The organism is Allokutzneria oryzae (assembly GCF_042429765.1).
Lineage (GTDB): Bacteria > Actinomycetota > Actinomycetes > Mycobacteriales > Pseudonocardiaceae > Allokutzneria > Allokutzneria oryzae.
The window spans coordinates 44147-55847 of sequence record NZ_JBHLZU010000021.1 but is presented as its reverse complement, the minus strand read 5'-3'; the positions used below and the strand labels follow the sequence as shown (position 1 = coordinate 55847).

Sequence of the window (11701 nt, the reverse complement as noted above, 5' to 3'; positions counted from 1 at the left end):
AGGGGCCTGCCGGGAGGGGGAGGGGGAGCCGGGCGAGGGCGTCGGGGGAGGGCGCCGCCGGGAGGGGGCGCCGGGAGGGGTAGGCGCCGCCGGGAGGCGGTGCCGGGTGGGGGAGGCGCGGTTTGCGGGGGTGCGGCCTAGCGGCGCAGTGGCGGGTCCGGCGCGAGGGAGCCGTCCGGCGCGATGTGCTCGAAGATCTGGTCCACCAGCGTCAGCACGTGCGGGTCGTCCACGGCGTAGAAGTGGTGGCGGCCCTCGCGCCGCGCGGTGAGCACCCCGGCCAGGCGCAGCTTCGTGAGGTGCTGGCTGACGGTGGCGATGCTCACGCCGACGCGCTGGGCGAGCGTGCCCACGTCGTAGGAGCCGTGCGCGCACAGCCAGACCAGGTGGAGCCGGGGCGGGCTCGACAGCAGCGCGAACGTGGCCGCCGCGGCGCTGAGCTGCACCGTTGTCGGTTCCGTCGCGGCGTCCGCGGTGGGGTCGCCGGGGGGTGGTTCGGGATTTTTCGGCATGGCGAGAGTGATTCTTCCCTGCCCCGCAACCCGGAGGCCAGCCGCGCCAACATTTCGTCGATTGCGAAAACGTCGAACCGTGTGCCACGCTCGAAGCCGGTCGAGGGAAGGTGCGTCGCCGTGTTCGCCAAGCTGATCCGCCCGTTGTCGCTGTGCGGCGCGTTCGCGCTGCCCGCCTTGGTGATCCGGGCAACCGGGGGCGAGACGGCGCCGTGGCTCGCGCTGCTGCTGTTCGGCGCGGCGGTGGTCGCCGCGTCCTTCGTGCTGGCGTGGGCGGCGGAGGCGGCCCAGGTGGACATCTCCGGCGGCCTGGCGATCGCGCTGCTGGCGCTGATCGCGGTGCTGCCCGAGTACGTCGTCGACCTCTACTTCGCCTACACCGCCGGGCAGAACCCGGAGTTCGTCGCCTACGCGGCGGCCAACATGACGGGGTCCAACCGGCTGCTGCTCGGCCTTGGCTGGTCGACCGTGGTGCTGGTCTCGCTCGCGGTCGCCGCGCGCCGCGGTGGCCGCCGCGTCCGTGAGCTGGTCCTCGACCCCGAGCACCGCACCGAGCTCGGGTTCCTCGCGATCGCCTCGGTCGTGGCCTTCGTCGTTCCGGTCACGGGCCAGATCACGCTGCTGTTCGGGTTGGCGCTGCTGGGTTTCTTCGGCTTCTACCTCTGGAGGGTCTCCCGCGCGGAATCCGAGGAGCCGGAGCTGGTCGGCCCGGCCTCGGTCATCGGCGCGCTGTCCCCGGCGGTGCGGCGGCCCCTGGTGGCGGGGCTGTTCGTCTTCGCCGCCGTGGTGATCCTGCTGTGCGCCGAGCCGTTCGCGCACGCGCTGATCGACACCGGGACCCAGCTCGGCGTGGACCAGTTCCTGCTCGTCCAGTGGCTGGCGCCGCTGGCCTCGGAGGCCCCCGAGTTCATCGTGGCGATCCTGTTCGCCTTGCGCGGCAACGGTTCCGCCGCGATCGGCACCCTGATCTCCAGCAAGGTCAACCAGTGGACCCTGCTCGTCGGCAGCCTGCCGCTGGCCTACCTGGTCGGTGGTGGCTCCGGCACGCTGGTCCTGGACGCCCGCCAGGTCGAGGAGTTCCTGCTCACCGCGACCCAGACCCTGCTCGGCGTCGCGGCGCTGCTGGCGCTGCGCTTCCCCAGGTGGGCCGCGTGGACGCTGCTGGGCCTGTTCGCCGTGCAGTTCGTCCTGCCGGGCCAGGAGGCTCGCTACGCGCTGTGCGTGGTCTACGGCGTGATCGCGCTCGCGGCCCTCGTCCGCAACCGCGCGCACATCGTCCCCACCCTCCTGGCCCCGTTCCGCCGCTCGTCGGAGTCCGCCGAGGACCTCGTCTCCACCCGCTGACCGTCGCGCCAGGTCAGATGATGAAGTCCACATAGGACTGCGCGACCTGGTCGGCCGGGGTGCCGTCCGCCGGGTCGCGTCCCAGAGCGGCCAGGGTCTCCGCGATCCACCCCGGACTGACCACGGTGGCGGTGATGCCGCGCGGAAGCTCCGGGGTGGCGGTCTCCACGAAGGACTCCAGCGCGGCGTTGACCATCGCGCCGACGGCTCCCTTGCACAGGGGGCCGTCGAAACGCCCGGCGGTCAGGACGATGGAGCCGCCGTCGCGGACGTGGCGCACCGCGCGGTGGAACAACGCGAGCTGGCCGTACAGCTTCACCTGGGAGAGGTCGGCGTCGGTCAGGTCGAGCAGCGGCTTGAGCGGCGCGTGGGCCGCCGCGCACACGACCGCGTCGACCCCGGTGACCGAGGAGAACAGGTCGTCGAGGGTGCGGGTATCGGTCAGGTCCACGCGGACGGGGCCGGACCGGGAGGCGCGAACCACCTCGTGGCCCAGCTCTTCCAGCTTGCCGGAGACCGCCGCGCCGAGGGTTCCGCCGGCGCCGATAACGATGATCCTCATGGCACCAGCCTCGCCCGGCCCACCGAAGGTAACCAGGACCCTGACAGGGTCAGGAATACTGGAACAGTGGAGCTGGGCGAGTTTCTGCGGGCGCGTCGAGCGCGCATCAGCCCGGCGGAGGCGGGGCTGACCGACTACGGCGGGCGGCGGCGCGTTCCGGGGCTGCGGCGTGAGGAGCTGGCGCGGCTCGCCGGGGTGAGCGTCCCGTACTACACGCGGCTCGAACAGGGACGGGACCGCAACGCCTCGGACTCGGTTCTCGACTCCCTTGCCCGCGTGCTGCGGCTCGACGCCGATGAGCGCGCGCACCTCCACCGATTGGCTCGGCGCACCAGGAGCGCCGAGCCGGAACGGCTGCGGCCCAGCGTCCAACTCATGATCAAGTCCATTAAGGACGTTCCGGCGCTGGTGATGGGACGGCGCACCGATGTCCTGGCGTGGAACCGGCTCGCCCACGCCCTGCTCGCACCGCACCTGGACTTCGCGGCGCCGCACACCGTGAACCTGGCGCGGTTGGTGTTTCTCGACCGGCGCACGAGGCGTCTCTACGTCGACCACGACCGGAAGATGCGGGACGCCGTCGCGCACCTGCGCATGGTGACGGGGGTGTACCCGGACGATCCCGGTCTGGGTGCGCTGATCGACGAGCTGACTGCGCTCAGTCCCGAGTTCGTCACGCTGTGGTCCCAGCATCCCGTTCGCAACTGCGCGTTCAACGCCCGTGAGTACGACCATCCCGTTGTCGGGCGGCTGACGCTGACCGACGAGCTGATGCTGCTGCCCGACGACGAGGGGCAGCGCGTGGTGATGTACACGGCCGAGCCGGGATCGGCGTCCGAGGCCGCGCTCGCGGCGCTGACCTGAACTGTGGATTTCGCGTACAGCATCTGCTTTCCTGGGTTCCGGCGACGATGTCCCCGATCGTCCACTGTGGAATCAACAGGCGGTTCGCCGCGCCCGCGATGGCCGCGCGGGGCTTGACACCCGCCGCCCGCGTTCCTGACCGCGGCGAAAAACCCTGGTGTGCTGGGACGTTCGGCCCGCGCGGGTGCTCCGATCGGCGGCGCTTCCGACGACGGTTGTCCTGACCCGCTCTCCTGGCGTTGCCTGTGCCTCACCGGCCCGACCGCGGCCGGACCTCGTTCGAGGGCACGAGGAAAGGAGGGACCAGTGAGCTCCCTGCGCCACCTGGTCCGGTTCTTCGGCGTGGCGGCGGCCGCCACCACGCTCGGTCTCGCCGCGACGGCGACGGCCACCGCCGCTCCCGCGGCTCCGTCCGAAACGCTGTCGCCGATGATCGTCGGCGGCGGCGCGGCCACCACGCAGCAGTACCCGTGGACGGTCGCGCTGATGTACAACGGCACCCAGTGGTGCGGCGGCACGCTCGTCACGGCCAACAAGGTCGTCACGGCCGCGCACTGCACCAGCGGCAAGGCCGCCAGCTCCTGGCAGGTCCTGGCGGGCCGCACCGACCTGCGCACCAACGAGGGCGTCGCCGCCAAGGTCACGAAGGTCTGGCAGCACCCGAACTACCGCGGCGTGACCCAGGGTGACGACGTCGCCGTGCTGACGCTGGACCGCAACCTGCCGTACAAGACGCTGCCGCTGGCCACCACGGCCAACAACGACCTGTACGCGACCGGCACCGTGGCCAAGACCCTGGGCTGGGGCGACACCACCGGCAACGGCACCTACTCCAGCACGCTGAACCAGGTCGACGTGCCGCTGACCTCCGACAAGACCTGCGCGGCCGGGTACGGCGCGGACTACAAGAGCAGCGCCATGGTCTGCGCCGGGTACCCCAACGGCGGCAAGGACAGCTGCCAGGCCGACTCCGGCGGACCGCTGGTCGCGGGCGGCAGGCTCATCGGCGTCGTGTCGTGGGGCGAGGGCTGCGCCCTCGCGGGCAAGCCCGGCGTCTACGCCAGGGTCTCCTCCTACGCGAGCCTGATCAGCCAGCAGCTCTGACGCGCGGCACACCGCAAGGGCCCGGAGCCGTCGTGCTCCGGGCCCTCAGCGTGTCGCGACACTGATCACCTCGCCCCACACCGCGGGCCCGCGCGCGCTGAAAGTGGTGCCGTGCCCGCTGGTCAGACTCGTGACCATGGCGCGGGCCGCGGTGCACGCGGTGTCCTCGTGGGCGCAAGGCATGACCACCTTCGCCGGGTGCGCGAGCGCGGTGACCTCGACCCGCGCCACCCCGGGAACCGGCTCGGTCAGCGCGATCTCGCCCGCGCCGCCCGCGTGCGTGAGCACGTGGCCGACCAGCTCGCAGGCCAGCAGCTGGACGTCGAAGACGGTGGCGGGCGCCCAGCCGGCGAGCAGCTCGCCGATCCAGAGCCCGATCTCCGCCAGCGGCGTGCCCTCGGCGGGCACCCGGCGGCAGTGCCACTCCACCAAGTGCTCGTCCGTGTAGTGGTGGTGCTCGCACATCTCCGCGCCCTCCCTCGGTGGTCGGTCCCCATCGCACATCCGGAGCGGATGGTGACCCGGATGGGTCGGATGTCACAAAACCGCTCGTACGGGCTGTCGGGAGCGCGCACGCCTGGTCAGCGACGTAGGGTGACGGTGTCGCCGATCACGCCGGGCGGACCGTCGCGGGTCCGCCGCTCACGCGCGTCCGGCGGCGCGGTTCTGCGGCGGATCGAGGGACTGGTGGTGGTGTTCGTGAGCTACACGCTCGACGCGCGACGCGCTGTGCGCCTGCTCGACCGGACACCTCCCGAACGTGTGGACGTCCTCGCCGCCGACGGGCCGCGCCCCGCTGGGCGGTGACCTGAGTGTTCATCCTGATCGCCGCGCACTTCGTGGTCGCGGCGCTGCTGCCCGCTGTCGCCGGTCGCTGGGGCAGGGCGGCCTTCGTGCTCGCCGCGCTGCCGCCGCTCGCCGCGCTCGGCACGGCCCTGTCCTGGTCGTCGGCCGTCCTCAGTGGAGCCCCGCCAACCGAGACCCTCGCGTGGGCGCCGTCGATCGGCCTGGAGCTGACGCTGCGGCTGGACCCGCTCTCGCTGCTGATGATCATCCTCGTCGCCGGGGTCGGCGCGCTGGTGTTCGTCTACTACGCGGGCTACACCTCGCCCGAGGGCATCGGCCGCAACTCCGCGCTGCTGGTGGTCTTCGCGGGGTCGATGCTCGGCCTGGTCACCGCCGACGACGTGTTCTCCCTCTACATCTTCTGGGAGTTCACGACCGTCTGCTCGTTCCTGCTGGTCGGCGGCCTGGGGCTGACGAAGGCCGCGCGCCGCTCCGCCACCCAGGCGCTGCTGGTGACCGGCTTCGGCGGGCTGGCCATGCTGCTCGGGCTGATCCTGCTCGGCACCGCGGCGGGCACCTTCCGGATCTCCGCGATCGTGGCCTACCCGCCGACCGGTGCCGTCGTCGACGTCGCGGTCGCGTTGCTGCTGCTGGGCGCGCTCACCAAGTCCGCCCAGGTGCCGTTCCACCCCTGGCTGCCCGCGGCGATGGTCGCGCCGACCCCGGTCAGCGCCTACCTGCACGCCGCGGCGATGGTGAAGGCGGGTGTGTACCTGGTCGCCAGGTTCGCGCCGGGCTTCGCCGAGCTGCCGTCGTGGTGGGTCCCGCTGGTGGTGCTCGGCCTGTGGACGATGGTGCTCGGCGGGATACGGGCGCTGCGTGAGCACGACCTGAAGAAGCTGCTGGCCTTCGGCACGGTCAGCCAGCTCGGGTTCCTGATCGTCCTGCTCGGTTCCGGCGAGTACCTCGCCGCGTTCGCCGGGGCGACGATGGTGCTGGCGCACGGGCTGTTCAAGTCCGCGTTGTTCCTGTCCGTAGGCGTCATCGACAAGCTCACCGGCACGAGGGACATCCGCGAGCTCTCCGGGCTCGGCAAGCGGTGGCCGGTCTTCACCGGGTTCGTCGTGCTGGCGGCGGCGTCCATGGCGGGCGCCCCGCCGCTGCTGGGGTTCGTCGGCAAGGAAGCGGCGTTCGAGGCGTTCCACACCGGTGCGGTGCGGGATGTGTTCGTGCTCGCCGTCCTGGTGATCGGGTCGGCGCTGACCGTCGCGTACACCCTGCGGTTCCTGGTCGGCGCGTTCGGCACCAAACCCGCTGTGGCCCCCAGGGAAGCGCCCGCGCCGAGCGCCGTGCTCGGTGTCCCGGTGATCATCCCGGCGCTGGCCGGGCTGGTGTTCGCGTTCGTGCCGGGGATCGTCGAGCCGCTGATCTGGGCCTACGCGTCGGCCTACCCGTCGACCGCTCCGTACGGACTGGCCTTGTGGCACGGGTTCACCGTTCCGCTGCTGCTGTCCGCGGTCGTGCTCGCCGGTGGTTACGCGGTGCACCGCGTCGCCGGGGACAGGTCCGGCTGGCTGCCGGAGTCGGTGCACGCGCAGACCGGCTACGACCGCGTGGTGATGGCGCTGGACAGCGTCGCGCGCGGGGTGACCGGCCGGTTGCAGGCCGGTTCGGTCCCGGTCTACCTCGGCGTGATCCTCGCCGTCGCGGTCGTGGTGCCCGGCATGGGGCTGCTCGCCGGACTGGTCCCGATCCCGGCCATGCACTGGTTCGACTCGCCGCTGCAGGTGCCGCTCGCGGTGCTGGTCCTGGTCGCGGTCGGCCTCGCGGTCATGGCGCGGCGCAGGCTGACCGCCGTGCTGGTGACCGGGGTCATCGGCTACGGCATCGGCGCTCTGTTCCTTGTGGACGGTGGGCCGGACCTGGCGCTCGCCCAGTTCCTGGTGGAGTCGCTGACCCTGGTGGTGTTCGTCTTCGTGCTGCGCAGGATGCCGCCGAGGTTCACCGAGGAGCGGCGGCCGCTGAGCGAGGGCCGGTGGGTCAAGGCGGTGATCGCCTGCGTCGCGGGGACCTTCGTCGCCGTGCTCGCGGTGTTGTTCTCCGCCAACCGGAACGGCCTGCCCGAGGCGAGCCTGGAGTACATCCAGCGGGCCAAGGCGGACGCGGGCGCGAGCAACGTGGTCAACGCGATCATCGTGGACTTCCGCGCCTTCGACACGGTGGGGGAGATCGCCGTGCTCGCGGTCGCTGCGACCGGCGCGGCGAGTCTGATCCTGGCCTCGCAGCGGGCCCGCCGAAGAGTCGAGCCGAGCGAGGACACGGAGGTGGCGCCGTGAGCCGGGAACCGTGGTGGGAGTGGGACGCCCCGCGCGAGCGGTGGTTGCTGACCGAGCGCGACTGCAACGGGTGGCCGAGGTCGCTGCTGCTGGAAGTGTGCGCCCGGATCGTGTTCCCGACAGTTTTACTGCTGTCGGTGTACCTGCTCTTCGCCGGGCACAACAACAGTGGCGGCGGCTTCACCGGCGGGCTGGTCGCGGGCCTCGCGTTCGTGCTGCGCTACCTGGCAGGTGGCCGGGTCGAGCTGACCGCGGTGGTGCGGGTGCGCCCGCCGGTGCTGATCGGCACCGGGCTGAGCATCGCCGTGGTGACCGCGCTGGCGCCCGCCCTCGTCGGTCTACCCGTGCTGGCAACGGATCTGTGGACCTTCGCGCTGCCGCTCGTCGGTGAGGTCAAGCTCGCGACGAGCCTGTTCCTGGACGTCGGCGTCTACCTGCTGATCGTGGGCGTGGTGGTGGACCTGCTCGGCACCCTCGGCGTGAGCCTGGAGGAGGACCGATGACGATCAACCTCACCATGGCCGTGCTGATGGCCGGGCTCTACTCCGCGGGCTTCTACCTGTTGATGCAGCGGTCGTTGATGCGGGTCATCCTCGGCATCGTGATCCTGGGCCACGGCGCGAACCTGTTCCTCCAGGTGGCAGGCGGCCCGCCCGGGGTGCCGCCGTTCGCGGGGCTGGCGGCCCCCGAGGCGATGGTGGACCCGCTGCCGCAGGCGATGGCGCTGACGGCGATCGTGATCACCTTCGCGCTGACCACCTTCCTGCTGGCGCTGGCGTTCCGGTCCTTCGTGCTGCTCGGGCACGACGAGGTGCAGGACGACGTCGAGGACCGCCGCGTCGGCACCACCGCCGAGCGCAACGACCTGGTTCAGGAGGGCGCCGAATGAGCATCCTGGTCGCCCTTCCGGTGCTGCTGCCGCTGCTCGCGGCGGCGTTGTCGTTGGCGTTCAACACCTTCCCGCGCGTGCAGCGGGTGATCGGCGTGCTCGTGCTGACCGCGATCGTGGTCGACGCGGCGGCGCTGCTGGTGCAGGTCGACGCCGGCGGACCACTGGTGCTGCGGATGGGCGGCTACACCCCGCCGATCGGCATCACCCTGGTCGCGGACCGGCTCTCCGCGTTGCTGCTGCTGGTCTCCGCCGTGGTCACACTGGCCGTGCTGGTCTTCTCGATCGGCCAGCGGATCACCGACTACGGCAGGGACACCGCGTCCAACACCTTCCACCCGATGTACCTGGTGCTGTGCGCGGGCGTCGCGCTGTCCTACGTGACCGGTGACCTGTTCACCCTGTTCGTCGGCTTCGAGATCATGCTCTCCGCGTCGTACGTGCTGATCACCAGGCGCACCACGGCGCAACGCATCCGCGCGGGCATGACGTACGTGATCGTCAGCCTCACGTCCTCGCTGCTGTTCATCACGATGATCGCGCTGGTGTACGCGGCGACGGGCACGGTCAACCTCGCCGACCTCGCTGACAAGGTCGGTGCGCTGCCGCCGGGCATCCAGACCAGCCTCGGCCTGTTCGTCGTCGTGGTCTTCGGCATCAAGGCGGCGCTGGTGCCGCTGCACTTCTGGCTGCCGGACAGCTACCCCACCGCACCCGCGCCGGTCACCGCCGTGTTCGCCGGACTGCTCACCAAGGTCGGCGTCTACGCGCTCATCAGGACCCAGACGCTGATCTTCACCAGCGAGGCGATCTGGACGCTGCTGCTGGTGATCGCGCTGCTGACGATGATCGTCGGCGCCCTGGGCGCGCTCGCCCAGAACGACATCAACCGGATGATGTCCTTCCTGCTGGTCAGCCACATCGGCTACATGCTGTTCGGCCTCGCGCTCTACACCGAGATCGGCCTGACCGGCGTGATCCTCTACGTCGTGCACCACATCACCGTGCAGGCCTCGCTGTTCCTGGTCGGCGGTCTGATCACCCGGCACACCGGGACCGTGTCGCTGCGCGCGATGTCCGGGGTCGCCAAGGCCTACCCGCTGGTGGCGGTGCTGTTCGCGATCCCGGCGCTGAGCCTGGCCGGGGTGCCGCCGTTCTCCGGCTTCGTCGCGAAGATCGCGTTGCTGCGCGCGGGCGCGGAGTCGGCGACCTTCACCGCCTACCTGGTGACCGGCGGCGCGGTGCTGACCAGCCTGCTCAGCCTGTACGCGGTGACCAAGATCTGGGTCGGCGCGTTCTGGGGCGAGGTCCAGGCGCCCTATCCCGACCCCGATCCGACCGACGAGGTCACCGTCGGCACCGGCAACACCTCGCGCGGCATGGTGACCGCGACCGCGTCGCTGGTGGCGGCCGGGGTGGCGATCGCGTTGTTCGCCGGGCCGCTCGCCGGGGTGAGCGGGCGCGCCGCGAACGACCTGATCGACGGCAAGTCCTACCGCGAGGCCGTGCTGGGAGCCGCCCGATGATCTCGACCTTCCTCTGGCTCATCGTGGTGTGGCTGATGCTCTGGGGTTCGGTGGACCTCGGGCTGGTGCTGCTCGGCGCGGTGGTCGCGGCGGCGATCCTCACGCTGTACCCGTTGCCGTCGATCAGGTTCCGCATGCTCGCGCGGCCGCACCGCCTGGTGGGGCTCGGGTGGTACCTCGTGACCGACCTCGTGCTCTCCGGTGTCAGGGTGGCGTGGGACGCCCTGCGCTACGGGCCGACGGTGAAGACGGCGGTGATCGCGGTCCCCGTGCTCTCCGATGAGGACTACGTGATCGCCTCCGCGGCGAACCTGCTGTCGCTGGGGCCGGGCAAGTTCGTGCTCCAGCTGGACCGGCGGGAGCTGGTCTTCTACGTCTACGCCCTCGGCGTGCGCTCGGATGCCGACGTGACCCGCGTCCGCGACGAGGTGGTCAACCTGCAGCGCCGGGTCATCAGGGCCTTCGGCGCCCGAGAGGAGGAGCCCGCATGACCGTCGTGTTCACGATCACCTTCGGGCTGTTGGTGCTCGCTGGGGCGCTCACACTCGTCCGGCTCCTGCGGGGACCGCGCACGCTGGACCGGATCCTGGCGATCGACGTGCTCGTGGTGCTGATCGCGTGCGGGGTCGCCGTGGAGATGGCGGCATCGGGCCGGGCGATGAACATCGCGCTGCTGCTGGGGATCACGCTGCTCGGCTTCCTCGGCTCGATCAGCGCCGTGCGGCTGACCGAGGGCAGGAAGGACCACCGATGAGCGTGCTCGACGTGATCTCCAGCGTGCTGCTGCTCGGCGGCGCGACCTTCTGCGTGCTCGGTGCGGTGGGCATGCTGCGGCTGCCCGACGTGCCGAGCCGGTTGCAGGCGGCGACCAAGCCCCAGACCCTGGGGCTGCTGCTGATCCTGGCCGGGACGGCGTTGCGGCTCCCACCGTCCTACGCGGTGGGCCTGGCGCTGGTCGGCCTGTTCCAGGTGCTGACCGCTCCGGTGCTGTCGCAGTTCCTCGGCCGCGCGGCCTACCGCACGGGTGCTGTCGAGAAGTCGTCGCTGCTCTGCGACGACCTCGACACCAGGCTGCGCCGGTAGAGCCTGGCGGGCCGTCCGCCGTCGCGGGTGGTCATCGTGCCCGTGGGCGCGAGGAAGCCGGGCCTGCCGGTGACCTTGCGGTGGAAGTTCCTGGGGTCCAGCGGCGTGCCCATGACCACCTCGCAGGCGCGGCGCAGCTCGGCGACGGTGAACTCCGGCCGGCAGAACACCGTGGCGTTCTCCGGCATCGCGCGGGCCCGTGCCACGCCGTCGCTGAGGATGCGGTGGTGGTCGAAGGCCAGCCGCCCGGGATCGGCGAGCAGCTCCTCGACCGGCCACCAGCGCGCGTCGGCCGCGTCGCTGCCGGCGGTCGGCGCGGGCAGGTCCGGTGCCAGGGCGAGGTAGGCGATCGTGACCACCCGCATTCTGGGGTCGCGACCGGGTGCTCCGTAGCTGGCCAGCTGTTCGAGGTGGACCGTGCCGTCGGCGAGGCCGGTCTCCTCCTCCAGCTCGCGGCGGGCGGCCGCGTCGGTGTCCTCGTCCTCTCCGACGAAGCCGCCCGGTAGCGCCCAGCACCCGGCGAAGGGATCGGCGGCGCGCCGGACCAGCAGGGCGCACAGGGCGTCCTCGCGGATCGTCAGCACGACCAGGTCGGCGGTCACGGCGAAGGGTGGGTACTCGGTGTGGCTCACCCCACCACCGTAGCCGTTAATCGTCAGCTTGACGAGAACTGGAGATGCTGTTTATCGTCATCG

The 11701-nt window shown here is 71.4% G+C and carries 15 protein-coding genes; 11 read left to right on the top strand and 4 right to left on the bottom strand.

The genetic code is table 11. The features are described from left to right. Positions 1-137: 137 nt before the first annotated feature. Positions 138-512, bottom strand: coding sequence for an ArsR/SmtB family transcription factor (locus tag ACFFQA_RS26600; RefSeq protein ID WP_377857829.1), 375 nt, complete (start codon positions 510-512; stop codon positions 138-140). A 120-nt stretch (positions 513-632) separates the two neighbouring features. Between ACFFQA_RS26600 and ACFFQA_RS26595 the strand changes: the two genes are divergently transcribed. Then, entirely contained in the window at positions 633-1856 is a 1224-nt protein-coding gene (locus ACFFQA_RS26595; protein ID WP_377857826.1) for a calcium:cation antiporter family protein, read from the top strand. 13 nt (positions 1857-1869) lie between these two features. Here the strand turns inward: ACFFQA_RS26595 and ACFFQA_RS26590 are convergent, their stop codons facing one another. Next, the gene (locus tag ACFFQA_RS26590) at positions 1870-2418 is read right to left on the bottom strand and encodes an SDR family oxidoreductase (protein ID WP_377857823.1); all 549 of its coding nucleotides are present in this window, start codon (positions 2416-2418) and stop codon (positions 1870-1872) included. A gap of 66 nt (positions 2419-2484) precedes the next feature. Here ACFFQA_RS26590 and ACFFQA_RS26585 point away from each other — a divergent pair, with 66 nt between their 5' ends. Further along, the gene (locus ACFFQA_RS26585) at positions 2485-3282 is read left to right on the top strand and encodes a helix-turn-helix transcriptional regulator (RefSeq protein WP_377857820.1); all 798 of its coding nucleotides are present in this window, start codon (positions 2485-2487) and stop codon (positions 3280-3282) included. 306 nt (positions 3283-3588) lie between these two features. Beyond that, positions 3589-4386, top strand: a complete 798-nt coding sequence (locus ACFFQA_RS26580; protein ID WP_377857818.1) for a S1 family peptidase — start codon at positions 3589-3591, stop codon at positions 4384-4386. 45 nt (positions 4387-4431) lie between these two features. Here the strand turns inward: ACFFQA_RS26580 and ACFFQA_RS26575 are convergent, their stop codons facing one another. Further along, positions 4432-4851, bottom strand: a complete 420-nt coding sequence (locus tag ACFFQA_RS26575) for a hypothetical protein (protein ID WP_377857815.1) — start codon at positions 4849-4851, stop codon at positions 4432-4434. 129 nt (positions 4852-4980) lie between these two features. Between ACFFQA_RS26575 and ACFFQA_RS26570 the strand changes: the two genes are divergently transcribed. Genes ACFFQA_RS26570 through mnhG form a run of 8 tightly spaced genes read left to right on the top strand, consistent with a single transcriptional unit; the run spans position 4981 to position 11006 of the window. Then, positions 4981-5193, top strand: a complete 213-nt coding sequence (locus ACFFQA_RS26570) for a hypothetical protein (protein WP_377857812.1) — start codon at positions 4981-4983, stop codon at positions 5191-5193. 5 nt (positions 5194-5198) lie between these two features. Then, positions 5199-7508 carry a hydrogen gas-evolving membrane-bound hydrogenase subunit E gene (gene mbhE / locus ACFFQA_RS26565; protein WP_377857809.1) on the top strand — a complete coding sequence of 770 codons (2310 nt, stop codon included), beginning with the start codon at positions 5199-5201 and terminating at the stop codon, positions 7506-7508. Further along, positions 7505-8011 carry an MnhB domain-containing protein gene (locus ACFFQA_RS26560; protein ID WP_377857807.1) on the top strand — a complete coding sequence of 169 codons (507 nt, stop codon included), beginning with the start codon at positions 7505-7507 and terminating at the stop codon, positions 8009-8011. The genes mbhE and ACFFQA_RS26560 overlap by 4 nt, the downstream gene beginning before the upstream one ends. Continuing rightward, entirely contained in the window at positions 8008-8397 is a 390-nt protein-coding gene (locus ACFFQA_RS26555; protein WP_377857804.1) for a Na(+)/H(+) antiporter subunit C, read from the top strand. Before ACFFQA_RS26560 ends, ACFFQA_RS26555 begins: the two co-directional genes overlap by 4 nt. Further along, positions 8394-9923, top strand: coding sequence for a Na+/H+ antiporter subunit D (locus tag ACFFQA_RS26550; RefSeq protein ID WP_377857801.1), 1530 nt, complete (start codon positions 8394-8396; stop codon positions 9921-9923). Before ACFFQA_RS26555 ends, ACFFQA_RS26550 begins: the two co-directional genes overlap by 4 nt. Continuing rightward, entirely contained in the window at positions 9920-10414 is a 495-nt protein-coding gene (locus ACFFQA_RS26545) for a Na+/H+ antiporter subunit E (protein WP_377857799.1), read from the top strand. The genes ACFFQA_RS26550 and ACFFQA_RS26545 overlap by 4 nt, the downstream gene beginning before the upstream one ends. Further along, the gene (locus ACFFQA_RS26540; RefSeq protein ID WP_377857796.1) at positions 10411-10677 is read left to right on the top strand and encodes an MrpF/PhaF family protein; all 267 of its coding nucleotides are present in this window, start codon (positions 10411-10413) and stop codon (positions 10675-10677) included. Before ACFFQA_RS26545 ends, ACFFQA_RS26540 begins: the two co-directional genes overlap by 4 nt. Beyond that, entirely contained in the window at positions 10674-11006 is a 333-nt protein-coding gene (gene mnhG / locus ACFFQA_RS26535) for a monovalent cation/H(+) antiporter subunit G (protein WP_377857794.1), read from the top strand. The genes ACFFQA_RS26540 and mnhG overlap by 4 nt, the downstream gene beginning before the upstream one ends. Here the strand turns inward: mnhG and ACFFQA_RS26530 are convergent. After that, on the bottom strand, positions 10937-11638 hold the full coding sequence (locus ACFFQA_RS26530; RefSeq protein ID WP_377857791.1) for an NUDIX hydrolase: 702 nt from the start codon (positions 11636-11638) through the stop codon (positions 10937-10939). The two genes, mnhG and ACFFQA_RS26530, sit on opposite strands and share 70 nt — an antisense overlap. Positions 11639-11701: the final 63 nt, after the last annotated feature.